Here is a 23,461-nt window from a genome sequence, read left to right as displayed (position 1 = left end):
GATCTGGCTCGCGGGCTGATCACAACGGCAGATCCGGTGAATCGACCCCAACGACCCGGTCGCCGCAGAACACGCGCACCGATTCCGCCGGTCCGTGTCCGCCGATGCCGGACGTGCCCCAGAAACTCTGGGCGGAGTCGTCGCCCAAATCGGCCAGTTTCGCGCCGTTGACCCGCACCTCACCGGACATGACACGGGCACCGATGGCGATCGCGCGGTCGGTGTCGGTGCCGAACACATAGGCGTCCAGTCCCGATGGGTACGCGTTGGCCGCACGCAGTGCGTCTTCGTCCGAATCCACACCGTGCAACGAGATGACCGGCCCGAACAGCTCTGCCGTCGTGCGGTCCGGGTCGGACCCGGTGGCGAGCGTGGGGGACAGGAAAAAGCCCGCCAGCCCGGGCAGCTCCCCGGGCTGGTCGATCTCGGCACCGAGCCCGCGCAGGCCCTCGATGCGCTCGATCAGGGTGCGGTAGTGCGGGGCGTTCGAGATCGGGCCGATGTCGGACTTGTCATCGAGTGAGTGCCCGATCCGCAAGCGCGCGATACGTTCGACGAGCGCCTCGCGTAGCGGCTGCACGAGCCGGTGTGGTGCCAAGACCTTGCCCGGTCCCTCACACCACTGGCCATTGAGGTTGGTCATGCCGGTGAGGATCCCGTCGGCGGTGACCTCGAGGTCGGCGTCCTCGAGTACGAGTACCGGGTTGTTGCCACCGAGTTCGAGCTGGAGCACCGTGAAGTCCTCGGCCGCGGCGCGCGCGATGGCGCGCCCGGCACCCGGGCCGCCGGTGAAGGACACCACCTGAACGCGGCGGTCGCCGGTCAGGGCGGCGCCGACATCACCTGCGCCGTGCACGAGTTGCAGCGCACCCTCGGGCAGGCCCGCGTCGATGAAGCACTCGACGATCACCTGCGCGCTGGCGGGCGCGTGCTCGGATGGCTTGAGCAGCACCGGACACCCGGCCGCCACCGCGCTGGCGACCTTCGCCGCCGGGATGAAGCTGGGGCCGTTCCACGGGGTGAGGATCGCGGCGGGCCCCCACGGCACTCGATGCAGCCGGACGTCCCGCCCGCCCGCGGCGAGCGCGGTGACTCGCGGTATTCCGCGGGTCTCGGCGGCGGCGCCCCGGATCCGGGCGGGTAGGAACGCGGCGAGCGTGCGGGTGGCGGTGATCGCGGTGCCGCTGGTGATCGCATCGGTGCGGGCGATCTCCTCGAGTCGCTGCTCGATGTTGTCCGCGACCCGGTCGAGCGCCTCGGCCCGTGCGAGCCGGAAGTCATCCGTGGCCCAGTTCTGGGTGTCGTAGGCGCGTTGTGCGTGCTGCAGTGCGCGCTCGAGGTCGGCGGGAGCGGTGCTCACCGAGCGGTGGATCGGTTCGCCGGTGTTCGGGTCGAGGTTCCAGGCATCGAGCGTGCGGCAGGGCAGCCACTCGCCGGCGATGTAGTTCATCGGCGGGGTGAGCGGGGTCGTGGTGTTCATCGGAGCTCCTGTGTCGGGGAGTGGTCGGAACAGCCCGGCATGGCGACGACGATGCGGGTCACCGCACCGGACGTCATCGCCTCGAAGCCCTCGTTGATCTGATCGAATTCGATGACCTCGGTGACCATTTCGTCGAGCAGCAGTCGGCCGTGCTGGTACAGCCGGGCCAGCTGCGCGATGTCCTCGCGGGCCTGCCCCGACCCCATGTACGAGCCGATCAGACGCTTTTCACCGAAGAAGAAGTCCGAGGCGGGCAGGGTCAGTTCGGTGCCGCCGGGTGCGATACCGACCAGGCAGGCCGTGCCGGAGGGGCGCACCACCGCGAGGGCGGTGGCCGCGGTGCGGGCGGATCCGACCGCTTCGAAGCAGTAGTCGACGCCCTCGCCCAGCAGGGCGCGGATCGCACCGGCAGGATCGTCGACGCCGCCGTTCACGGTATGGGTCGCACCGTAGCCGCGGGCGGCGCGCAATCGCTGCTCGTCGAGGTCGATCGCGACGATCGCGGACGCGCCCGCGAGGCGCGCGCCCTGGATGATGGCCGAGCCGACGCCACCGCAGCCGATCACCGCCACGGTGGAGCCCGGCCGCACCCGCGCGCCGCGGAACACCGCGCCGACCCCGGTGACAACGCAGCACGACAGGAGGCAGCCGACGCGGGTGGGCACATCGTCGGGGAGCCTCACCGCGGCATTCGCGCGCAGCAGGATGTGCTCGGAGAACGCGCCCAGATCGCCGAGCCGGGAGACCGGCGTCCCGTCGGGCAGGGTGTACGCGGGCCGGGGACGGCGACGAATCTCGTCGAGTCGCAGGCACTGTGTCGAACGCGCCGTATTGCAGTTCGCGCATTCCCCGCACGAGGGGGTGAGCGCGCCGACGACAGGGTCGCCCGGTCGCAGATGCGTGACGGCCGAGCCGACGGTCTCGACGATTCCGGCGACCTCGTGACCGACCACCACGGGAAGTTCGGTGGCGACGGTGCCGCTCATATAGTGCAGGTCGCTGTGGCACAGCCCGACATGGGTGACGGCGATCCGTACCTCGTGCGGTTCGGGGTCGTCGACGTGGATGTCGGTCAGGCGCAGGGGTTCGCCGACCGTCGTGAGTACAGCCGCGCGGGTGCGGATCATCGGTTCTCTCCGGTCGTGGTGGCGGACTTCCTGGCGCTCCAGAAGCCCTCGATTCCCGCGGTGAACGCCCCGCTGTGCCAGGAGGCGTCGGCGGCGGCGTCCTCCCGCACGAAGGCGCGTTCGATCTCCTCGAGCGAGGGCCGCAGCAATGCCAGATGCAGGGCGGTGTTGCCGCCCGGTGGCGTCCAGGCGTGGACGGTGTCGATCGCGCGGTTCAGCAGCTCGTCCGCCTCGACGATCTGGTCGATCAGTCCGATCCGCAGCGCTTGCTGGGCATCGATGCGTTCGGAGCCCAGCACCAGCCGCATCGCATGGGTGCGCACGATTCGGGGCAGCAGCACGCTCGACGCATTGGAGATCGTGAGGCCGCGGGCGTTCTCCGGCTGGAAGAACGTGGTCTGCGGTGTGCCCAGGCGCGCGTCGCAGCACAGCGTGATCTCCGAGGCTCCGCCCACCGCGATGCCGTTGATCGCGGCGATGACCGGGACCGTGGTCTCGATCACCGCGCGGGTGATGTCGTGGAAGCTTTCGAAGGTTTCTCGCATTTCGGCGAAGGTGGTCGGTGGCGCGCCGAGGTCCTCGCCCGCGCTGAAGGCGCGGCCGGTGCCGGTGATCACGATGCCGCGGGCTCGCGCACCGGTGCCGTATTCGCGGATGAGCGCGGCCAGGCGCAGGCGCATCGGGACGGTCAGCGCGTTGAGTTTCGCCGGTCGACGCAGGGTGATCACCGCGGTATCGCCGATCACCTCGATGAGCACGTGGTCGGCCGCGTCCGAGGCAACGGAGGGGGCCGTCGGGGTCCGCTCGCGCAGGTCGAAGGTAGTGCCGGGGTTGTCGACGGCCCGCGCGGTGAGCGCGGGTTTGGACACTCGCTCCGAGGGGGTGCGGGGGAAGTCGGCGACGAATTCGACGTATCGCGGCACTTTGAACCGCGCGAGCCGCTGCGCGACCCGGGCGATGATGGCCTCGGCCGTTGCCCGGTCGCCGGTACCGCCCGCCGCGAGCTGGACGAACGCCTTGACCTCCTCGCCGAGCACCTCGTCGGGCTCGGCGACCACCGCGGCCGCGACGATCAGGTCGTCGGTTTCGAGGGCGGCCTCGACCTCGGCGCTGGCCACGTTCTCCCCGCCGCGCCGGACCATATCCTTGATGCGGCCCACCAGGCGGATCTCGCCGCGGTCGTCGGCGACCGCGATATCGCCGGTGTGCAGCCATCCACCCTGGAGCGTCCGCGCGGTCTCCCCGGGCCGGTTCCAGTAGCCGAGCATCATCGGCGCGCCGGACACTGTCAGCTCGCCGGGGATGTTCGCGGGGACCTGGGCGCCGTGGGAGTCCACGATCGCGACCTGTTTACCGGGGACCGGCCGCCCGATGCTGCCGCTACCGACGGCCGAGGTATCGGTGAGCGGGCTGATCAGGTCGATCCCGCTCTCGGTCATGCCGTAGACCTCGCGCCACGGTGCGCCCCAACGGTTTTCGAGCTGGGCGTGCAGCGCCGCGGGGATCGCCGAGCAGAACACCGCCCGTAGTTGGTTGTCCCGGTCCTCGGCTGCGGGCGGCTGTTTGAACAGCAGGGTCGGCATCGATCCCAGGACGTAGCAGAAGGTCACGCGATGGCGCCGTACATCGGCCATGAACCCCGAGGCGGAGAACCGCGGCAGCACCACCAGCGGCGCACCGGCGGTCAGGGCGAGCACCGCGTTCCACTGCGGATCCATGTAGGAGAACGGCTGCGCCGTGAGCAGTACGTCATCCTCGCCGAGGCCCGCGGCCGCGGCGCAGCTCCAGGCGATGCGGGTCCAGTAGTTGTGGGTCAGCATGCACGCCTTCGGGAATCCCGTGGTGCCCGAGGTGTATTGCAGGTTGGCCAGTGTGCCCGGGGTGATCGCGACGTCGGGGGCGGTGGCCGGGAAGGACGCCTCGTCGGCGTCGGCGACGTCGAGGACGCGAATGCCCGCGAGAGCGGGATCGCCGGACACCACCTCGTGCACCAGCGGGAGATGTTCGGTATCGGTGACGATCACACCCGCGCCGGAGTCGCTCAGGACGAACGCCAGATCAGCGGCGCGATAGGCCGAGTTGACCGGCACCGCGGCAGCGCCGGCCTTGAGCACCGCGAACCAGGTCAGCGGCCACTGCACGACATTGGGCAGCATGATCGCGACGCGGGCACCCGGGACCACGCCGTCGGTTTCGATCAGGCGGTGCGCCAGCCGCGAGGACGCCACGTCGACCTGCTCGTAGGTCCATGACTCCTGCCCGAAGCGCAGTAGCTCCGCACCGGGAGTGCGGGCGGTACCGTCCGCCAGCAGGGCGGTGACTGTGCGCAACCGGGGCGCGTCCCCCAGGTAATCGGGGGTGACGGCGGCCCGGCGCGCTATCGCCTCGCCGGGCGTTGTCAGGGGTGTCCTGTCAGCGGGCATTATCGGACTCCTGCCGTTTTCTCGATTCATCGACGATCCAGGCCATGGCCGGGTCGTCGCGTTCCATCCACTCGGGGTGCCACTGCACCCCGAGGATCGGCGCGCCGGGAACCTCCACGGCCTCGGCTGTTCCGTCGGGCGCGCGGCCGGTGACCACCAGTCCCGCACCGCACCGGTCCACGGCTTGGTGGTGCCAGGAGTTGGTGACGGCGCTGTCACCGAAGATCCGCGCGGCCGTCGAGCCGGGGGTGAAGCTCACCAGGTGCTCGGCGTCGCCGTCGGTGGGCGCGGCCAGCAGCGACAGGTGTGGCACCGGGCCGGGCGGCAGGTCCGCGATGAGCGTGCCGCCCAATGCGACGTTGAGCAGCTGCATGCCGCGGCACACCCCCAGCAGCGGGAGACCGGAGTCGATGGCGGCGCGGGTCAGGGCGAATTCGTAGTCGTCGCGTTCGGGGTCGTGCGCATGGGGATCGGTGCGGGGGTCGACCTGCCGAACCCCGGAGGTGTCACCGCCCCACCGGGCCGGGTGCACGTCCTGCCCGCCCGTGATCACCACCCCCGACAGCCACGCGCAGGCATCGATCGGATCGGCGTCGTAGGGCAGATGCACCGGCACGCCGCCCGCCGCCGCGACGCGGGTGGCGAAGGCGGACATGAACGAGTCCACGCACGCCTTGGCGTAGCGGTCATCGGTTCCGGTGATCAGGCCGAGCTGGAATCGGCGGCCGGTGATCCCGATCAGGGGTTTGCCGCTCATGGGAACTCGAAATAGCGACGGGACTCCCACGCGGAGAGTTCGGCGTACGGGTCACCGCCCTTGGTGTGGAATTCCATCCATTCCCACCGGCGCGAGGCTACCCAGAAGGCGACGAACTCCTCGCCCAGGTACTCGCGCAGCACCTCGTCGCGCTCGAACGCCGCGATGGCCTTGGTGATCGAGTCCGGGATCCGCTCGACCCCGCAGTCATCGGGCAGGCACCACGCCATATCGTCGACCTGGGGTGGGGCCTGCATGCGTCGTTCGATACCGGCCACTACTCCGGCCAGCACCCCAGCCAGTGCGTAGTAGGGGTTCACGTCCGAACCTGGCAGCCGGTATTCCAGCCGCGAGTACTTGGGGTGCCCGACGATGGCCCGCACCGCGGCGGTCTTGTTGTTGACGCCCCACGAGATGGTGGTCGGTGGGCCGCTGATGTCGACCAGTCGCCGGTACGAGGTGATCTGCGGCAGCGCCAGCAAGGTGTTTCCCGCCATCGTGGCCAGGAGACCGCCGACGGCTTGCAGCATCGTCTCGGAGGGTCCCTCGGGTGCGAAGAACTGGTTGTGCCCGTCGCGGTGCAGCGAGAGGTTGATGTGCGCGCCCTGCCCGAAACCGGCGGTCGGCTTGGCCATGAAGGTCACCGTCCGGTCCTGCTCGAACGCCACTTCACGCATCACCTGCTTGGTGCGCACCCAGGAGTCGCCGAGGGATACCGGATCGGTGGGCGCGAGGTTCAACTCGGTCTGGCCGGCGGCGGCCTCGTCGGTCCATGCCTCCCAGACGATGCCGAGTTCGTCGAGCCGATCGGTGACCGCGTCCATGTAATCGACCCAGTCCTTCGACCGCGCCAGATGGTAGGTGGCCCCGGTGTCTCCGCCGAGCGGGGTGAGATCGCGGTAGCCGCGGGCGCGCGCCTGCTGCACGGACTCCTCGAACAGCGTCGTTTCGATCTCCACCGCGACCGTGGCGGTGTACCCGAGCCGTTGCAGGTGCTCGACCAGTCTGCGCACCATATTTCTGGGGCAGATCGGCACCGGTCGTCCGTCCCGGAGCCAGTAGTCACCGATGACGGCGTCCAGGCCCGGTTTCCACTGCACCAGGGTGTCCATGTCCGGGACCATCGCGATGTCGTAGAGGTTGCCGCGCCAGTCCGGGAAGGCGTCGCCGAACACGAACGCATCGCCCAGGTCGATCGCGAACAGGATGTCGGCGAAGGCGAAGCCCGACTCCTTGCCCGAGGCGAACTTCGCCGGGGTGATGGTCTTTCCCAGCAGGCTCCCGTCGTGTCCGGTGGCCTCGAGCCGGACCGCTCTCGCGGGTACCGACCGGGTGGATTCGGTGAATTCAGACATCGAAGCGAACCTTCCACGAGGCGGCGGTCATGACCGATAGTTGCGAGAGCGTCCCCTGCACCCGCAGACCCGAATCCAGGGCGGTGAGCAGGTAGTCGGTGCCGGTGAACACCCCCGCGAGCGCATCGGGCGTGCCGACCATCCGGTACGTCGTCGGGCCCGACCCGAACCAGGACTCCTCGGGACCGTCGGGACCCTGCGCGATGGCGACCAGGACCTCGGGGATGCCGTCGATGGCGCGGGCCAGCTCCCAGAAGCGCGCGGCGGCCTGGCGCCACGGCGGCAGGGGAGGTCGCAGGGCGCGGACCATCCCCTCGGCCAGTTCGGTATCACCGGCCGGATCCTGTCTGAGCGCGAAGCGGGATTCGAGGTCGACGACCAGCGTCGCGTCGACCGAGGTGAAGACCCCGCCTGCCACGGCGACAGCGCCGTCGCGCATGGTGAGGGTGGCGGCCTGTGGGGTGTTGTGCGAGCGGACCGCGACCGTTCCGGTGCCGCGCTCGAGTATCTCGAGCGCGTGGCCGGCGTGGACCGCGTCGCGCAGGGTCCGGCCGAGCAGCCGGACAATGGGCGAGGCATCGTTGTCGATATCGATCCGGGTGGGCGCGCGCTGCGCTATCGGGTCCGGAGAGATCGTGGGGGTGTCCGTCATGTCGTACCTTTCTTCGACGGCATTGGTGCTGCGTGGGGGGCTGGGGGATCCGCGCTCATGCGAGAGCGGCGTAGACCTCGGGTCGGCGCCGATGCAGTAGCGCCGCCCATGCGAGGCCGCCGGCGAACGCCGCGGCGACGACCGCGAGGAAGACATTCGCTCCGGTGCGTGACCCGATCAGCAGCTCGAAATTGCCGATGACCAGCACGAGGATCGTGGTGAGCGCGCCGAGCGCCAGGGCGGGCGCGACGGTGCCCGTCCACGCGGTCGCCGTACGCACCCTGCGGAAATGCACGACGATCGCCGCGCTGGTCAGGGCGAGCAGCACGATCAGTCCGAGGGTTCCGGCGCCGCCGAACCAGGCATAGATCTGCACGACCGGCTCGAGCCCGGCGATCGCCGTGGCGGCCAGCAGCGCGGCGACGACCCCGGAGGTCAGCAGCGACGCCGCATACGGCGACCGGTGTGCGGGGTGCACCGAGCCGAGCGACACCGCAAGCGCCCCTTGGCGTCCGAGGGCGAACAGATAGCGAGCCACCACGTTGTGCGCGGTGAGCACGCAGGCGAAGAAGCTGGTGACGAGCAGCACCTGCATCACGTCGTGAGCGGCCCGGGACAGATAGCGGGTGGCGAGTTCGGGGGCGAGTCCTTGCGGGTCGTTCGCGGCGGCCTCGGTGGCGTGCGCGAGGCCGAGGCCGTTGATCATGGCCCAGGATGAGAAGGCGTAGATCACCGCGATCAGGACGACCGCGATATAGGTGGCTCGCGGGATCGTGCGGTCCGGGTCCTTCGCCTCGGATCGGAAGACGGCGGTGGCCTCGAAACCGACGAAGCCGAAGACGGCGAACATGATCCCGGTGCCGGTGGCTCCGCTGGTGAACGCGTCCCAGCTGAGCGGGTGTGTGGACAGTCCGTGGTCGCCACCGCGCAGCACGATGGCCAGGTCGACGAGGGCAACGATTCCGACCTCGGCGATCAGCAGCGCGCCGAGCACGCGGGCGCTGACCTCGACGTTGCGGTATCCCAGATAGCAGATGACCCCGAGTCCGGCGGCGGCCAGAATCCACCACGGCACCGTGACACCGGCGAAGGTCTCGACCACGGTGCGCGCGGCGGCCCCGAGATAGGCGCCCACCGCGACGATGAGAAGGCAGTACGTGACCAGGGCGAGCATCGCCGCACCCAGCCCGATCCCGGTGCCCAGGCCGCGCTGGATGTAGGAGTAGAAGGCACCGGCCTGGCGGACCTCGGGAGTCATCGCGGAATACCCCACGGTGAACAGCACGAGTACGACGCCGACGATCGCGAAGTCGACGGGGGTTCCGATGCCGTTTCCCGAGCCGAGCATCAGTGGAATGAGTCCGGCGAACACCGTCAGGGGCGCGGCCATGGCCACGACCATGAAGACGATGTGCGGGACACCGAGGGTGCGATCCAGATCGGTCGGTGCCGCCTGGGCCTTCTCGTCGTGTGGACTCATGATGAACTACTCCATTTCGTACTGCTGTCCGTGATCGGGCCACCGGCCTTTCCGATCGTTCGGTAGGTGATGTCGGGACCAAGGCACCCGCGAGTTCTGTTCGCGGCGAACAGGATCCGGGAAATCGCCAGCGGCCGTCACCGGGTGGTGGATACCTCGTGGGCGGCGCGCTCCGCGGCGCTCACCGCACCGTCGAGGTAGCCCTGATTGGTCGTCGCGGTCTCGGTACCGGCCCAATGGATCCGCCCGACCGGGCGGCGATCGGCGTCGGTGTACTGGGTCAGCGAGCCCGGTGCGCGTGAGCCCACACAGCCGCTGATCCACCGCTCCTGGGTCCAGTCCTTCTCGAGGTACGCGGTCGGTGTCGCCGCCTGTGGCCCGAACAGCACGGTCAGATCGGCAAGAAACCCCGCGCGCCGCGCGGCGGGATCGTCGAGGATCTCATCGGGCCAGTGCTGTCCACTGCCGGACCCGGCGGTGCCGAGGAAGCTCAGCAGAATCCCGACACTGCCGTCCGGTGGCGAGTTGTCCACGACGTACTGGGCCACCGGCAGGTCCGAGACCGCCTGACCGCTCAGCCCCTGCTCGCGCCAGAACGGGCGGTCGTAGACGGCGAAGAGTTTGCTTTCGGTGCCACTGCTCCAGCGGCGCTGCAGCATCGCGCGGCGGGTGGGCAGGCTGGGCGTGACATGGATGCGGTCCGCGTCCGCCGGTGACATGGCCACGATCACCCGGTCCGCGCGGACCTCGACCCGCGCCGACCGCACCGAGACCCCGTCGGCGTCCTGCAAGATCTCGCGGACGGGCGAGTCGAGCACCACCGCGTCCCCGAGATCCTCGGCCAGACGCTGCGCGATGCGGACGGTGCCACCGACCACCCGCGATTCCTGGGCGCCGCCGGTGATGTTGAGCATGTGGTCGATCCCGCCGCCACCCCGGATCCGCGCCAGCTGGACCAGCAGCGAGGTGGTGTGCGGGTCCTCGGCGTTGGTGACGGTGAACCCCATCGTGACCATCGCCTTGGCTTCCGAGGTCCGAGCGTTCGCGTCGAGCCAGTGTCCGAAGGTCACGCCATCCCAGGAGCGAGCGCGGCGCGCGGTCCACGGGACATCGAGCGGTACGGTCCTGGCCATCCGTTCCAGACGCAGTTGCAGTTGGGCGAAGTCGGCGAGAGCGAGGGGGTTCAGCGGGGGGATGAGGCCGTCGTAGCGCTTGGACCGACCGCGCCGGTGGTAGATCGACTTGCCCGCGATATAGGTCGTGAAGGTCTGCAAGCCCAGCTCGTCCAGCAGCAACAGCACCCGATCTTGGCCCGGGCCGACCCATTGGCCGCCGCCTTCGGTGATCACTCCGTCAGCGACGTCGAGATTCATCGTGCGGCCGCCGACGCGGTCATCGGCCTCGAGCACCACGACCGACCGCCCGGCTTGGGTCAGTCGCCGTGCCGCGGTCAACCCGGAGATCCCGGCGCCGATGATGGCGACGTCGGTGCGGCGTGGTTCGGTCATGCGTGGGCTCCTTCGAGATGACCCACAACGTGGTCGGCGATGAGAAGGGCGAGCGCGTCGGGCAGGTGGTGCCCCATTCCGGGAATCACCACGTGCCGTGCGCCCGCGATCGCGGCCACGGTGGCCTCGCCCCCCGATGGTGCGACGATGAGGTCGCGATCGCCGTTGATCACCAGCGTGGGAGCGGTGATTCCGGCGATCTCCGCTGTCCGGTCACCCGAGGCCTGAATGGCCTGGACCTGCCGTGCGGTGCCCGCTGCGGCGTCGCCGGCCGTGCGGTTCCACGTCTGCACGGCATGGTCGGTTTCCTCGACCTCGTCGATCGGGAATCCGGTGCCGGCCAGGTGTGCGGTCAGGCGCAGGTGCGCGCGCACGGCCTGCACCCGGTTCCGTGGGGGCGGGGCGGCGAGCAACGCCAGGGTCGACGGGGCGGGCTGTCCGACCTTCGGGTCGCCGGTGGTGGAGTACAGGCTGGTCAGCGACATGGTGTGTGCGGGATGCCGGGCCGCGACGGTCTGGGCGATCATCCCGCCGAGCGAGCGCCCGATCAGGTGCGCCGGTCCCAGCCCGAGGTGCTCGATCAGCTGCGCGGCATCGGTGGCCATATCGGCCAGCGTGTACGCGTCCCGGCGGGGGCGGGCCAGCAGCTGGCGCAGGGTGCTCGGCGGCGGGGTGCTCGCGTAGGAAGATCGGCCGCAATCGCGGTTGTCCAGCCGGATCACCCGAAAACCGGTCGCGGCCAGCGCGGAGACGAATCGCGGTGACCATGTCGTCAGGTCCTCCGCGAGACCGGCGATCAACAGCACCGGTGGGCCGTACTCCCCGTCGATGCGGTAGCAGAGTCGTGTGCCGCCGGGCAGGGTGACGAAACGGTCTGCGGTGTTCTCATGCATGGCTCGCCTCTTTCGCGGTCGAGGACGCATGGTCGTCGGTGGTGGAGGCGAAGCGCAGCGCGTCGTCGAGCAGTGGGCCGCGCAGCAGTTTGGCGTCCTGCGGGTACGACATCGACATCTGCCACCTGCCGGTGCCCTGCTTCGGTGTGCTCTCGCGGGCGCGTTGCGCGTATCCCGAACTCAGGTCCATGACCGGACGCGTGGGCATGGTGGGATCGGCCTCGACCCGGACGCTGTCGTAGCCGAAGGCGTCCATATGCCTGACCAGGTCGCAGAAGTAGCGACACAGGATGCCGACTTTGAGCGTCCACGACGAGGTCGTGTAGCCGATGGCGACGGCGAGGTTGGGAATCCCCGAGAGCAGGGTGCCGCGGTAGACAACGGAATCGGCGAGCGTGACCGGCGCACCGTCGACCACCAGGTCGATGCCCCCGAGCAGGCGCACGTTGAGCCCTGTCGCGGTGACGATCACGTCCGCGTCGAGCCGCTCACCCGAGGTGAGCTCGATCCCCGATGCGGTGAACCGCGCGATTCGATCGGTGACGATCGAGGCGTTGCCCTCGCGGATCGCGGCGAAGAAATCACCGTCGGGGGACAGGCATAGGCGCTGATCCCACGGGTCGTAGGGCGGAGCGAAATGCGTGTCCACGTCGTAGCCTGCGGGCAGTGATTTCTTGTTGATGTGCCGGATGAATGCGCGCCCGAGCCGGGGGAAGGTGCGCAGCGACTTGACCACGCCCCGATCGATCCAGATGTTGTTGAACCGGGTCATCGCATAACCGCGGCGTTCGCCGAAGAGCCTGGTGAGCAGCAGGGCGAGAGAATCGACCTTCGGCCACGGCATCACATAGGTGGGGGTGCGCTGGAGCATGGTCACCTGGGCGGCGGCGTTCTCGCCGTTCAACAGTGCGGGGATCAGTGTCACCGCGGTCGCGCCGCTCCCGATCACCACGACTTTCTTGCCCGCGTAGTCGTATCCCTGCGGCCACTGTTGCGGGTGGATGATGTCGCCGGCGAAATCGTCGCGGCCCTCGAATCGCGGGGTGTAGCCCTCGTCGTACCGGTAGTACCCGGTGCCCGCGAAGATCCAGTTGGCGGTGACGGTGGTATCGCCGTCGGCGGTGTGGACGTCGATGCTCCAGCGTGCGTCGGCGCTGGACCATTCGGCGCGGCGAACGCTGTGTCCGAGGCGGATGAGGCCGCCCAGGTCGTTCTCCTCGATCGTTTCGTGCAGATAGTTCAGGATCTTGGGGGCTTCCGCTATGGCGGCGCGATCCTTCCAGGGCTTGAATTCGTAGCCGAAAGTGTGCAGGTCCGAATCGGACCGAATGCCGGGGTATTTGAACAGGTCCCAGGTGCCGCCGATATTGTCGCGCCCCTCGAGTACGACGACGCGTTTTCCGGGAAATGCCTCGACGATGTAGCGCGCGGCGCCGATGCCGGAGATGCCGGCACCGATGATGACGATGTCGAATTGCTCGGGTGGCTGCTTCGGTGCGTTCATCGTGGGGCCTTTCGGTGGTGATCACGTCGTTGTGATTCCACGGTGCCCACCGCGGTGGCCCGGCCTCTACGCCGCAGTGCCCCCTCCTGCGCGAGGGTGTGGTGCACACTGCACTACCGGAGCCCTCGAGGCCGCCGTCACACCACATGCTGGTGCACTCTGTTGCGTCCGGCGCGGGATGAGGTTGCACCTCGGCGTAGCGGGAGCCTGCCACCGCAGGCGACTGTGAAAGCCGCACGAGATCACGGTCACACCCGAGGAGGCGCTGCCATGCGCGATATACTTTTCGCCGCGGCGGATATCTGGATGATCGCCACCGGATTCATCTGTGGCGTGAAATTCATTCGGACCCATCACAATTATTTGATCGGCCTCGAATGGATCATCATGGCTATTTCGGGATCCAATTTCCTGATCTACGGTATGACGAAAGCCGGTCCGGATTCGCCCGCACACCATATTGCGTTCTTCCTGGATGCGTTCTCGCGCTCGATCGGGTTCACGCTGATCCTGGTTCTCGGGCTGCTGGTTGTCACCCACGGGTACACACCCGCCACCCGGATCGAGGTGAGCGCCTTCGCCCTCGCCGCGATTCTCGGGTTCCTGCTCTCGGAGTTCGCCGAGGAGATCGGCACTCCCGGCAAGGTGTTCTTCCTGATCACCGCACTCGCGACCTCCGGTTTCCTGTGCTACTTCGCGTGGCGCCTCTGGGAGATCGGCGAGCGCGCCCACGCCGGATGGGTGGGCGGTGCTACCGCACTGAATGTGGTTGTCGCCTCGATCTACGACTTCTGGCGCATCCCCGGCGACGATGCCGACCACACCCACTTCTACATCCTGGCCCTGTTCACCTGGGGCCTGGCGATGCTCGTCATCTACCGCGCGTATACGGCCTTCGCCGCCCACAACGAGCGCGCCTCGGGTCTCGGTCCGACGGCTGCGCCCCCTGTCCACGGAGTTGATATCGCATGAGTCCCACGGCGAATACGACCTATACCGCCTTCACCGGATGGGTCGATCCGCCCGCCGATATCCGGCCGCCGCTGAGGGAGAACCTGACCTGCTCGGTGGCGGTCCTCGGCGGCGGTCTCGCGGGCTTGGCGACCGCGCTGCGCCTGGCGGAGTACGGCCTCGACGTGGTCCTGCTCGAAGCGGAGTTCTGCGGCCACGGTTCCGGCTCGCGCAACGCCGGTCAACTGGCGAGCGCTCCGGGTGGCGATATCCAGCTGCTGAACCTGCTCTACCGCAAGCGCATGCCCGCGATCCTGCGTCTGACCGAGAACGCCGCGGGCCACGTCGAGGACCTCATCGACAGGCTGGGCATCGACTGCGATTACGAGGCCGTTGGCAACGTATTCGCCGCCGTATCGCGTGGGCAGCTGCGACGCACGCGTCGCATCACGAAGATCCTGCGACGTGCCGGTGCCCATGTCGAGCAGGGTTCGGCCCGCGAACTCGGCATCCCGCACGGTTTCCTCGGCGGTATGCGTGAGATCCGCGGCGGCATCATGAATCCCGGAAAGCTGCTGCGGGGGCTGCGCCGTGCGGTGCTCGCCTCGACCGTGCGGGTCTTCGAACAGTCGAGGGTCGTCGATATCGTGCGCGGTGCGGACGGAGTCACCATCGAGACGCGCGAGGGACTGGTTCGCGCGCAGCGGGTGGTGCTGGCCACGAACGCCTATGCGGGCGAGTGGGACATCACGCCGAAACGCCTGTCGTCGCCGATGTGGGTGACCGAGGTGGAGACCGAGCCGATCGCGCCCGAGCGGCTGGCCGCTCTCGGGTGGTCCAGTCGGTCCGGGCTCATCACCCAGCACAACATCATGGAGAACTACCGGCTCACCGCGCGGAACACCATCGTGTTCGGCGTCCGGCGCATCGAGCGCGCCTCGGACTATCCCCTTCCCGAGCGCACCCCCGATCCGGCGGTGGTCGCCGATCTCGCGGCCGGGTTCGCGCGGCGCTTCCCGACGCTGGCGGACGTGGCGATCGACCGTGCGTGGGGCGGCTGGATCGGGATCACCTCGACCTGGTTGCCGGTGGCCAGCTCGCTCGGCGCGGACGTCTACTACTCGTTGGCGTGCAACGGCCACGGACTCGCCCAGGCCACCTACATCGGGTCCCTCATCGCGGATCGGATCGCCACCGGCGCGACCCCCGAGGATCTGCGTGCCATCTGGGTCGACGAACCCGGATTCGGCCGCGCGGTCCCAGCGATCATGGGGCGCACGGGATTGCGCGCGGCGTGGGCAGTGGACAGGTTCAACGACATGATCAATGGCAGTAAGCGCAACGCGCGCAAGGGATTTGCCGCTGCTCCGCGCGGCTCGATGACTCGCGCATAGCGCATGGTGCGCGCGGGCCCTGATTCCACGGGTGCCCTGCATCGCTGATGGCTACTCCGATGGCGTAGTGCCCCAGCACATTTCGATGACCGGTGCGGTCCAGCACACCGCACCGTGATTGTTCTCGCCCGTCCGAGTGTGACGGGCTCGATCGAGAGGTGAGGGTCCGGTGGGCCATTACAAGAGCAATGTCCGCGATCTGGAGTTCAACCTGTTCGAGGTCTACGACCTGAGCGCGGTACTCGATACCGCAGCGTTCGGTGACCTCGACGCCGACACTGTGCGGACGATGCTGGCCGAGGCCGCGCGTTTGGCCGAGGGGCCGGTGGCGCAGCCGTATGCCGACACCGACCGCAACCCACCGGTATTCGACAGCGAGTCACACTCGGTGCGCATCCCGGAACCGTTCAAGAAGGCGGTGCGCGCGTGGCAGGACGCGCAATGGTGGCGGATCGCGAAAAGCGAGGCGGTCGGGGGAGTGCCGGCGCCATCGATGCTGAACTGGGCGATCAGTGAACTGGTCCTCGGTGCGCAACCCGCGGCCTACATGTACCTGAGCGGTCCGCTGATAGCGGATGTCCTCGCCGATATCGGCACCGAGCAGCAGCGACGATGGGCCGCGCAAGCGGTGGAGCGCAACTGGGGCGCGACCATGGTGTTGACCGAACCGGACGCCGGCTCCGACGTCGGGGCCGGGCGCACGTCGGCGACCGAACAGCCCGACGGCTCATGGCATTTGGAGGGAGTCAAGCGCTTCATCACCTCCGCCGATTCGGATGACCTGTTCGAGAACATCATGCATCTGGTGCTGGCCCGCCCCGCGGGTGCGGCATCGGGCACCAAGGGGTTGAGCCTATTCCTCGTTCCCAAGCTCCATTTCGACCACGACACCTGCGAGCCCGGCGCGCGTAACGGCGTCTTCGTCACTCACGTCGAGCACAAGATGGGACTCAAGGCATCGGCCACATGCGAGCTGACCTTCGGCGCGCACGGCGTCCCCGCGGTGGGGTATCTGGTCGGCGAGGTCCACAGCGGCATCGCCCAGATGTTCAAAATCATCGAAGAGGCACGAATGATGGTCGGTACCAAGGCCATTGCGACCCTGTCCACCGGCTACCTCAATGCGCTCGACTACGCGAAGACCAGAATTCAGGGCACCGATGCGACCCGCGCCACGGACAGGGCCGCACCGAAGGTCACCATCATCCATCACGCCGATGTCCGGCGCTCGCTGATGATGCAGAAGGCGTACGCCGAAGGTCTGCGATCGATCTACCTCTATACCGCCGGCCACCAGGACCTGGCTGTCGCCAGGCACATCTCCGGCGCCGACGCCGACCTCGCGGCCCGCGTCAACGATCTGCTCCTGCCCATTGTCAAAGGGGTCGGATCCGAACGCGCCTACCAGTACCTCACCGAATCCCTGCAGATCTTCGGCGGTTCGGGCTTCCTGCAGGACTATCCCCTCGAGCAGTACATCCGCGACGCCAAGATCGACTCCCTCTACGAAGGCACCACCGCCATCCAGGCCCAGGACTTCTTCTACCGAAAGATCGCCCGCGACAACGGCATTGCCCTGACCCATGTCCTCGGCCAAGTCCGCGCCACCGCTGTCTCGGACTCCGACTGCGGGCGGCTGAAGAACGAGAAGATCCTGCTCACCCACGCGCTCGAGGACGTCCACCACATGGTCGGCAGGCTCACCACCCTGCTGCTGAACGCTGTCGCGGAACCGCAAGGGCTGCACGCGATCGGCGTGAACGCCGTCCGATTCCTGCTCACCATCGGCGACCTCCTGGTCGCATGGCGCCTCATCGTCGGCGCCGAAACCGCCCTCGCCGCAATCGACACCGGCCACGACACCGCGTTCTACGCAGGAAAAGTCGCCGTGGCCTCCTTCTTCGCCAACTCCGTTCTTCCCCACATCTCCGCCGACTTGGCCGTGATCGCAGGCACCGACCTGACCATCATGGATCTCGACGAGGCAGGATTCTGACCCCGCACCGTCCCGCCCCTCATCCGAGCTGACACATCATCGTTCGTCTGGTCCGGTCCAGGGTTCGATGATCCTCGGAGTGCCCTCGGGTTGCTCCTCATTGTCGAGATAGATCGTGTACAGGCGTTGTTCGGCGAGCAGATACACGTCTGGGCAGCCGTCGATGTCGACGGGATCGATGTCGCCGAGGTGTGCCAGGTCGGGTACGAGCACATATGAGGGGTCGTCGGTCCGCACAAGGGTTTCCAGGCGTTCGAGTTGGTCAATCGATGGTGCTTCGGCGTAGGCGATCATCGTCAACTCGATGCCGAATCGTGTTGCGGTGTCCCACATCTGGTGTTCGATCTCCGAGCGCCGGTCACCGGCGAGGGTTTTGCTCACGTATCCGATAGCGCGCATGGTTATCGCTCTCCACAAGGTCAGGGGCGCAAGACCCCCGGGGCACGTACTGGTCGAATAGGTAGTTGCGGTTGCCTGTATCAACCGAACCCCGGGGGTGATCGAGTGCTCAGTCCTGGATGTTGTCTCTGGGTCACCTCCGTTTCTTCCCGAGCATCGTGCGGTGGCCTATCGCGGTTGGGCCTGGTGGGTCTGGGGGCGACGCGAGTCCAACGCGTCGTGAAGGTCCCTCTCCGACAACCGCAAACGCCACCGGTACCGCATCGCCGGATCGGCGGTCTGAAGCTCGGCGAACGCGGTGACATCCACCGAATCCCCGCCCAGGTGGCCAAGATTCGGCGTGATCACGATCCCCGCATCCACCTTGCGGACAGTGTTGTACAGGGTCCGCAGGTGAGCGCCGTCCGAATTGCCCAAAACAATCACGTCCGCCACCCGTAACCCGAGCTCGAGCGCCCGTTGCCGCGCGTGGACCTCCGCCCAGTCCCGCGCGGTCTTGGTGGTCGAAACACCCAGATTGATGTAGATCACGGCCTTCTCGGCCTGGTTCATGTCCGCCCCTTTCGCCGCTGGTTGGCAGTCCGAGCCTGGGCCTCTCGCAATGGCCTCGAAAGGACAAGGCGCACAAGCGCTTTACGGATCGAGGATTCGGTCAGCCCTGTACACCCGCTGAGTTCACGTATAGGTAGCGCGCCCGCGACGTCGAGACCGGCCAGTGTGTCCAGGGTTTTCGCCTCGTGTTCGGTAAGAGCCATCGCCGCTCCTTCGCCGTCTTCTTGCAGTGGGTGGCGTCTTGGAGAGGGACGGCGAAGACCGATCCCAAGTGCCTAGCTCGAAGTTATGGACGGCTTGCCTGCTAGTCCACTGGTTTGCAGAGACTTGCAGAACCCGGCTGGTTCAGCCTCAATGCGAGCCTGGCTGCGGCATCATTGGAGGTGCGGTGCTGCAAGGTGCCGCACACCCGTTAGCAAGGATCAAGAATCATGACTTTGCGTTTTCTGGGCCGAATTGGCTCTAATAAGGATGAGTGCCCGCAACTTTTCGCTGCGGAAGACGGATACGTGGTGGTCGCTTGGAAGACAGAGCAGGTCGAAATCGTAGAGATTCCGCATGCATTGCTGGGGTTTCTGGAAAAGAATACCTATTTGGATACGCCCCTGAGAGATACGGGCCGCGGTACGTTCGCTCTCACTGGGAAGCCAGTAACCGCTGAGGAGACTTTATCTCAAATAAAGATCGAGCCATATGAGACGGTGATTGAAGTACCTCGAGCAGAGAGGGACTACTTCGGTGGACTTCCGTCCCACGATTGAGCTACTTCGGGAAGCGCAACACGATGCGTTCCATCTGGAGGTGCGAGACGAGTATGGCGTACCAGGCGAGGACGAACCGTTTCAGCGCTTCTTGAACTCCGAACCGTTCGACTACCGAAGCTGGTTTAAGGATTGGACTGAGTTCGTCCAAGGCCTCACGGACCGCCAGGTAGCTGTCAGTCGGCTGCGGGTAGTCACTGTCCCGCATAGCGACTATGTGCGTTGGTCGCTCACCATCGCTCCTATGAACGTGGAGGCCGGCGAGGAAGTGCGCTATCTGCCCAGGAATGAAGCGGGACAGGTTCCGCCAGATGACTTCTGGGTGATCGACAACCGAGTAGTCGTGTTCGGTCTGTCAGATAGGAATGGCCGCTCCCCGGGCGGGGCGGCAATCAGCACCGATCCTGAGCTGGTGGCGTACTGCCAGCGGACCAGGGAGCGTCTCTGGGCGCTGGCGACGCCGTTGGTGAAATACGCACAGTGACGAGTTCGGTTCAGGAGCAACGGGAGGCTCTCGGCAAGCGACTGCGCGAACTACGCCGTAGGGCGGCGGTCACCGGTCGGGAGCTTGCTCATGCCAAGAACTGGCACGAGTCGAAGATTTCCAAGCTCGAGTATGGAGTCACGCGTCCCTCCGACGCCGACATCCGCGCTTACTGCCACTACTGCAACGCCGAAGACCAACTGGACGACCTTCTGGCAAGCCTCCACAACATCGATACTGCATACGTGGAGTGGCGGCAGCAACTACGCACTGGAATGGCGAGTCGGCAGCGGGAGTCGAACCGAGCTGCTTCCCGGGCAACGTTTATCCGGAACTGGGAACCGGCAATGATGTCGGGCCTTCTCCAAACCGCTGACTACGCGGCTGCGGTTATGGGAAATGTAATTTCCTTCTATCGGATACCAAACGATCTGGAGGATGCGGTGACCGCCCGTATGGAGCGCCAGCTAATTCTTTATCGTCGGGATAAGAAGTTTCACTTCCTGATGGGAGAACAAGCTCTTTACACCACGTTTGGTGACGACCAGGTCATGATTGCGCAACTCGACCGGTTGTACGCGATCATTGGAATGCCACGCGTAACCCTCGGCATCGTTCCCCGGATGGCCATGGGATTGGTTATGGTCGAAAACTTCTTCATGTTCGATGACCGGTTGGTGAAAGTTGAGGGACACTCCGCAAATATCTCTATTACCCAACCTCGGGAGATCGCGCTGTATGGTCGCGCCTTCGACACGTTGGCGGCGCAGTCGGCAACTGGTGATGCGGCTCGAACCTTGATCTCCCAAGCGATTCAGATGCGAAGCTGAGCGTGAAGCGTCGAGTAAGTATGCCGCACTAGACATTTCATGTGACAGTGCGGCTTGCATGAACCTCGTGCTCAAACACGCACATTCCGACGGGGGTGAAAATCGCGTGCTGAGGGGCGGGCCTGGCCGATCCGCGCACGTCCCCCGAGCTGTGTCGCATCTGTCAACCTGGGTGAAAAACTGTGCGGTACAACTACTTTGATCATGTGGCCGATGCCATCATGTTGTGGTGAACACGTCGAGCTGTCGAGTGCCCCCGGAAAGGAGTAGATCATGCACGGCACGCGACAGTGGATCAGGTTGTCCTCGATTCAGGTGCGTTGGTCCGAAGCCGATGCCGCATTCGTGGCGCGCTCGGATCAGTTTCCCGGCCTGATCCACACCGATCCGTTCTCCTCGCTGGCCGCGATGGAGGGGCTCGTGGATGCGATCGAACGCTCCATCGCTGGAACTGGGCCCGGGGCGACCCGTCCACCACCGGTGAGGCGGTGTGGCAGTGCGCGGCCCGTCGCACCTCGGCGCGATCGCCACCAGACCTCCGCACGATCGATTCGCCGGAGGAGGTGAGCAATGAACGAGTTGATGTGGGCACCCGGTCCCAACGGTCAGGCCGGTGACAACTGGAACGAACCGGTCAACGCTGACGACGACGGGCAGGACGACCGGGCACAGCCGCGGCGGCGGTGAGCCCTGATCGATGAGAACCGAAGGGCGGGACGGCAGTGGCTTGCCCTTCGGCTCGTCACCCGATCAGCCAGATGCGACCCGGACGGCCCCTGGGCAATGCTCTGGCGCGCCCGCCCACTTCCGCGGGGTATGTGCACGAATCTCGACAACCGCACAGATGCAACGCCCGTCGATACTGCACCGGGACCAGCAGTCGTTGGAGGCACGAGTGCCCAACGAGTGCCGACCGGAAAGGTTGTCGGCGGCTGCGAGCAAAGGGGCGAAACCGGCGAAGCGCTCGACGAGCGAAAACTGTAGACGCCGTGGTCTTTTGACACATTCGCCGACAGGATCCCTCCGGATAGCGCACCCCGCAAGGATCGGTGCCCGCGAATTCACGGCAAGAAATCTCGACACGTGTCGACACCGCCGATGAGGGACAGGGTGTGGCAGCGTTGCTGCCTTCTGCGCGCAGCTGTACCTGCCACTGGACTACTCCACCACCGAACTGCCGATCCTGGTCGAGGACCGTCGCGGTGCCGGCAGGCATCGGCTGCTCCACGCGTGCTGCAGTGCAGGCATATCGCCCCACTGGGCGAGGCAACTTCCCATGTCCGGCACGCCAGAAAAACTGTAGTGATGGGTATAGACATAGCGGCATCATGCATGTAGGTTCAATCTTGTTGAGAATGAAGAAAGATCCTGAGGGCGCGGGAGGCGACGAACTGCCCGCGAAGTCGATGGGACGGGGACCGCATATGCGAGAACGACTTCGCTGCGGTCCCCGAGCAGGACAGCAGTAAGAGGAATAGCAAGAAACAGTAAGTACGCGACCGGCGACCCGCGCCTATCTTCCCGGCGGGCCCACTGATTCCCCCCGCTTCGGTGGGACGGTCGCATCCACCCGGACCCCGGTGCCGCCTCGCGGCACCGGGGTCCTTGTCCTGTAAAGGAACACATGCCCCCTGACCAGCAAACCGGTACCGAAAAATTCGACGACGAGGACTACCCCGCCTACACAATGGGCCGCGCCGCGGAAATGCTCGAGGTCACCCCGGCGTTCCTGCGGAGCCTGGACGAGGCACGACTGCTGACTCCCCAGCGCTCCGAAGGCGGGCACCGCCGCTATTCGCGCTATCAACTCCGCCTGGCCGCGCGCGTGCGCGAACTCATCGATCAGGGCACGCCCTTGGACGCGGCGTGCCGCATCATTATCCTCGAAGATCAACTCGCCGAAGCCCTTCGGCTCAACGCCGAACTTGCCGGCGCCGACAACTCGGCCGACAACTCAGCCGCGCCTGCCGGGCGGCCGTAGAACACGCGCCGAACCGGCCTGGCTCGGGTGCGGTATCGAGCTGGCGCACACCAGCTTCCAATGATCGGCAGACCAGGGCGCGACCGCGGGTAAGGCAGCTCGGTGTGATGTCACGATTTCGGGCCCCGGCGCTGTGTGCGCCGGGGCCCGAGATCGAGTCAAAGGGTCGGATTCAATGGTTTTTCTATCGATTTCCGGCCGTTGAGGCCGGTGACATGCACCCTGTCCGCTCGTGCCGACACGGACGCGTGATACGTGGATGTCTACTCGTGGAACACCTCCCGGCTCGTAGTTTCGCTGCCGTGCCCGGCTTTCGGGGCGCGGTGTCGCCGGCGGGTCACTGTGGGCGACTTCCGGCCCGTCGTGCGGTGTTTCCGGTTCCCTCCAGCAGTACTACCTATTGCCATGGTCTTTCATTCGCCGGAGGGAACCGGGCGTACAACCAAACGTCCAGCCGCAGCGTGTTCGGCTTCCTGCTACGACCTCTTGCAACTTCTTATCTTCCGAACGAGAGAGACAGTACAACGATAATCGAGGATTGTCTACACCCGTCACTGAAGATTTTTTCGGGCGTTCATCGGTCGTCCGGGGGCGTGCGCGCTGCCGGTACCGGCGCGTAGCCGATCTCGTTCATTGGTCAGCGCGGTGTTGGCGTCCTCCAGGTCCAGGATGCGTCCGATACCGGCGAGATTGACCCCCTGTCCCGCCAGGTCGGTAATACGCCGCAGGCGCACAAGATCGTCGGCGCTGTAGCGGCGGGTACCGCCTGTGCTGCGCGTGGGGGTGATCAGGCCGTGCTGCTCGTACAGGCGCAGGGTCTGCACCCCGATTCCGGCCAGTTCCGCGGCCACGGAGATCGCGTACACCCCCTGACCCCCCGTACCGTGTCACCCCCACGCCCGGAACCCGCACGTGCGCCGACGCGGACCCGCCG

At 66.7% G+C, this 23,461-nt stretch carries 20 protein-coding genes; 7 read left to right on the top strand and 13 right to left on the bottom strand.

Annotated elements, in window-relative coordinates; all coding sequences use genetic code 11:
- Positions 1 to 19: 19 nt before the first annotated feature.
- From ACFC4D_RS21540 to ACFC4D_RS21495, 10 genes are all read right to left on the bottom strand, one after another.
- Complete coding sequence (locus ACFC4D_RS21540) at positions 20 to 1,480, bottom strand: aldehyde dehydrogenase family protein (protein ID WP_376065764.1); 1,461 nt, start codon at positions 1,478 to 1,480, stop codon at positions 20 to 22.
- The gene (locus ACFC4D_RS21535) at positions 1,477 to 2,607 is read right to left on the bottom strand and encodes a Zn-dependent alcohol dehydrogenase (protein ID WP_376065761.1); all 1,131 of its coding nucleotides are present in this window, start codon (positions 2,605 to 2,607) and stop codon (positions 1,477 to 1,479) included. Before ACFC4D_RS21535 ends, ACFC4D_RS21540 begins: the two co-directional genes overlap by 4 nt.
- Positions 2,604 to 5,030 (bottom strand): AMP-binding protein, encoded by a 2,427-nt coding sequence (locus ACFC4D_RS21530; RefSeq protein ID WP_376065758.1) that lies wholly within the window; start codon positions 5,028 to 5,030, stop codon positions 2,604 to 2,606. Before ACFC4D_RS21530 ends, ACFC4D_RS21535 begins: the two co-directional genes overlap by 4 nt.
- Positions 5,020 to 5,787: a gamma-glutamyl-gamma-aminobutyrate hydrolase family protein gene (locus ACFC4D_RS21525; protein WP_376065756.1), complete on the bottom strand. Its 768-nt coding sequence runs from the start codon at positions 5,785 to 5,787 to the stop codon at positions 5,020 to 5,022. Before ACFC4D_RS21525 ends, ACFC4D_RS21530 begins: the two co-directional genes overlap by 11 nt.
- A complete protein-coding gene (locus ACFC4D_RS21520) occupies positions 5,784 to 7,142 on the bottom strand; it encodes a glutamine synthetase family protein (protein ID WP_376065753.1) in 1,359 nt (452 codons plus the stop codon). The genes ACFC4D_RS21525 and ACFC4D_RS21520 overlap by 4 nt, the downstream gene beginning before the upstream one ends.
- Positions 7,135 to 7,794, bottom strand: coding sequence for a hypothetical protein (locus ACFC4D_RS21515; RefSeq protein ID WP_376065750.1), 660 nt, complete (start codon positions 7,792 to 7,794; stop codon positions 7,135 to 7,137). The genes ACFC4D_RS21520 and ACFC4D_RS21515 overlap by 8 nt, the downstream gene beginning before the upstream one ends.
- Positions 7,795 to 7,849: 55 nt before the next feature.
- Positions 7,850 to 9,274 (bottom strand): APC family permease, encoded by a 1,425-nt coding sequence (locus tag ACFC4D_RS21510; RefSeq protein ID WP_376065748.1) that lies wholly within the window; start codon positions 9,272 to 9,274, stop codon positions 7,850 to 7,852.
- A 137-nt stretch (positions 9,275 to 9,411) separates the two neighbouring features.
- A complete protein-coding gene (locus tag ACFC4D_RS21505; protein ID WP_376065745.1) occupies positions 9,412 to 10,782 on the bottom strand; it encodes a flavin monoamine oxidase family protein in 1,371 nt (456 codons plus the stop codon).
- The gene (locus ACFC4D_RS21500) at positions 10,779 to 11,675 is read right to left on the bottom strand and encodes an alpha/beta fold hydrolase (RefSeq protein ID WP_376065743.1); all 897 of its coding nucleotides are present in this window, start codon (positions 11,673 to 11,675) and stop codon (positions 10,779 to 10,781) included. Before ACFC4D_RS21500 ends, ACFC4D_RS21505 begins: the two co-directional genes overlap by 4 nt.
- A complete protein-coding gene (locus ACFC4D_RS21495; RefSeq protein ID WP_376065742.1) occupies positions 11,668 to 13,179 on the bottom strand; it encodes a flavin-containing monooxygenase in 1,512 nt (503 codons plus the stop codon). Before ACFC4D_RS21495 ends, ACFC4D_RS21500 begins: the two co-directional genes overlap by 8 nt.
- Positions 13,180 to 13,449: 270 nt before the next feature.
- On the opposite strand from ACFC4D_RS21495, the gene ACFC4D_RS21490 reads away from it, so the two are divergent.
- The 3 genes from ACFC4D_RS21490 (at position 13,450) to ACFC4D_RS21480 (ending at position 17,520) form a co-directional block, all read left to right on the top strand.
- The gene (locus ACFC4D_RS21490; RefSeq protein ID WP_376065739.1) at positions 13,450 to 14,151 is read left to right on the top strand and encodes a transporter; all 702 of its coding nucleotides are present in this window, start codon (positions 13,450 to 13,452) and stop codon (positions 14,149 to 14,151) included.
- On the top strand, positions 14,148 to 15,524 hold the full coding sequence (locus ACFC4D_RS21485; RefSeq protein WP_376065737.1) for an NAD(P)/FAD-dependent oxidoreductase: 1,377 nt from the start codon (positions 14,148 to 14,150) through the stop codon (positions 15,522 to 15,524). The genes ACFC4D_RS21490 and ACFC4D_RS21485 overlap by 4 nt, the downstream gene beginning before the upstream one ends.
- Before the next feature lie 169 nt (positions 15,525 to 15,693).
- Positions 15,694 to 17,520 carry an acyl-CoA dehydrogenase gene (locus ACFC4D_RS21480; RefSeq protein ID WP_376065734.1) on the top strand — a complete coding sequence of 609 codons (1,827 nt, stop codon included), beginning with the start codon at positions 15,694 to 15,696 and terminating at the stop codon, positions 17,518 to 17,520.
- Positions 17,521 to 17,556: 36 nt separating this feature from the next.
- On the opposite strand, the gene ACFC4D_RS21475 is transcribed toward ACFC4D_RS21480, so the two are convergent.
- Positions 17,557 to 17,919 carry a hypothetical protein gene (locus ACFC4D_RS21475; protein WP_376065733.1) on the bottom strand — a complete coding sequence of 121 codons (363 nt, stop codon included), beginning with the start codon at positions 17,917 to 17,919 and terminating at the stop codon, positions 17,557 to 17,559.
- A 168-nt stretch (positions 17,920 to 18,087) separates the two neighbouring features.
- Positions 18,088 to 18,471, bottom strand: coding sequence for a hypothetical protein (locus ACFC4D_RS21470; RefSeq protein WP_376065731.1), 384 nt, complete (start codon positions 18,469 to 18,471; stop codon positions 18,088 to 18,090).
- A gap of 431 nt (positions 18,472 to 18,902) precedes the next feature.
- On the opposite strand from ACFC4D_RS21470, the gene ACFC4D_RS21465 reads away from it, so the two are divergent.
- The 4 genes from ACFC4D_RS21465 (at position 18,903) to ACFC4D_RS21450 (ending at position 22,527) form a co-directional block, all read left to right on the top strand.
- On the top strand, positions 18,903 to 19,232 hold the full coding sequence (locus tag ACFC4D_RS21465) for a hypothetical protein (protein WP_376065730.1): 330 nt from the start codon (positions 18,903 to 18,905) through the stop codon (positions 19,230 to 19,232).
- On the top strand, positions 19,210 to 19,716 hold the full coding sequence (locus ACFC4D_RS21460) for a DUF6879 family protein (protein WP_376065727.1): 507 nt from the start codon (positions 19,210 to 19,212) through the stop codon (positions 19,714 to 19,716). The genes ACFC4D_RS21465 and ACFC4D_RS21460 overlap by 23 nt, the downstream gene beginning before the upstream one ends.
- On the top strand, positions 19,713 to 20,546 hold the full coding sequence (locus tag ACFC4D_RS21455) for a DUF5753 domain-containing protein (protein ID WP_376065724.1): 834 nt from the start codon (positions 19,713 to 19,715) through the stop codon (positions 20,544 to 20,546). Before ACFC4D_RS21460 ends, ACFC4D_RS21455 begins: the two co-directional genes overlap by 4 nt.
- A gap of 1,624 nt (positions 20,547 to 22,170) precedes the next feature.
- Positions 22,171 to 22,527 carry a MerR family transcriptional regulator gene (locus ACFC4D_RS21450; RefSeq protein WP_376065722.1) on the top strand — a complete coding sequence of 119 codons (357 nt, stop codon included), beginning with the start codon at positions 22,171 to 22,173 and terminating at the stop codon, positions 22,525 to 22,527.
- A 551-nt stretch (positions 22,528 to 23,078) separates the two neighbouring features.
- On the opposite strand, the gene ACFC4D_RS21445 is transcribed toward ACFC4D_RS21450, so the two are convergent.
- The gene (locus ACFC4D_RS21445; protein ID WP_376065721.1) at positions 23,079 to 23,393 is read right to left on the bottom strand and encodes a MerR family transcriptional regulator; all 315 of its coding nucleotides are present in this window, start codon (positions 23,391 to 23,393) and stop codon (positions 23,079 to 23,081) included.
- Positions 23,394 to 23,461 lie beyond the last annotated feature (68 nt).

The organism is Nocardia sp. NPDC056000 (assembly GCF_042269265.1).
Classification (GTDB): domain Bacteria; phylum Actinomycetota; class Actinomycetes; order Mycobacteriales; family Mycobacteriaceae; genus Nocardia.
The sequence above is the reverse complement of the archived record's forward strand: the minus strand, read 5'-3'. Positions and strand labels throughout refer to the sequence as shown.

Coding starts and splice junctions, on each gene's coding strand:
- ACFC4D_RS21540 (WP_376065764.1), bottom strand. CDS start 1,480: ATGAACACCACGACCCCGCTCACCCCGCCGATGAACTACATCGCCGGC.
- ACFC4D_RS21535 (WP_376065761.1), bottom strand. CDS start 2,607: ATGATCCGCACCCGCGCGGCTGTACTCACGACGGTCGGCGAACCCCTG.
- ACFC4D_RS21530 (WP_376065758.1), bottom strand. CDS start 5,030: ATGCCCGCTGACAGGACACCCCTGACAACGCCCGGCGAGGCGATAGCG.
- ACFC4D_RS21525 (WP_376065756.1), bottom strand. CDS start 5,787: ATGAGCGGCAAACCCCTGATCGGGATCACCGGCCGCCGATTCCAGCTC.
- ACFC4D_RS21520 (WP_376065753.1), bottom strand. CDS start 7,142: ATGTCTGAATTCACCGAATCCACCCGGTCGGTACCCGCGAGAGCGGTC.
- ACFC4D_RS21515 (WP_376065750.1), bottom strand. CDS start 7,794: ATGACGGACACCCCCACGATCTCTCCGGACCCGATAGCGCAGCGCGCG.
- ACFC4D_RS21510 (WP_376065748.1), bottom strand. CDS start 9,274: ATGAGTCCACACGACGAGAAGGCCCAGGCGGCACCGACCGATCTGGAT.
- ACFC4D_RS21505 (WP_376065745.1), bottom strand. CDS start 10,782: ATGACCGAACCACGCCGCACCGACGTCGCCATCATCGGCGCCGGGATC.
- ACFC4D_RS21500 (WP_376065743.1), bottom strand. CDS start 11,675: ATGCATGAGAACACCGCAGACCGTTTCGTCACCCTGCCCGGCGGCACA.
- ACFC4D_RS21495 (WP_376065742.1), bottom strand. CDS start 13,179: ATGAACGCACCGAAGCAGCCACCCGAGCAATTCGACATCGTCATCATC.
- ACFC4D_RS21490 (WP_376065739.1), top strand. CDS start 13,450: ATGCGCGATATACTTTTCGCCGCGGCGGATATCTGGATGATCGCCACC.
- ACFC4D_RS21485 (WP_376065737.1), top strand. CDS start 14,148: ATGAGTCCCACGGCGAATACGACCTATACCGCCTTCACCGGATGGGTC.
- ACFC4D_RS21475 (WP_376065733.1), bottom strand. CDS start 17,919: ATGCGCGCTATCGGATACGTGAGCAAAACCCTCGCCGGTGACCGGCGC.
- ACFC4D_RS21470 (WP_376065731.1), bottom strand. CDS start 18,471: ATGAACCAGGCCGAGAAGGCCGTGATCTACATCAATCTGGGTGTTTCG.
- ACFC4D_RS21465 (WP_376065730.1), top strand. CDS start 18,903: ATGACTTTGCGTTTTCTGGGCCGAATTGGCTCTAATAAGGATGAGTGC.
- ACFC4D_RS21450 (WP_376065722.1), top strand. CDS start 22,171: ATGCCCCCTGACCAGCAAACCGGTACCGAAAAATTCGACGACGAGGAC.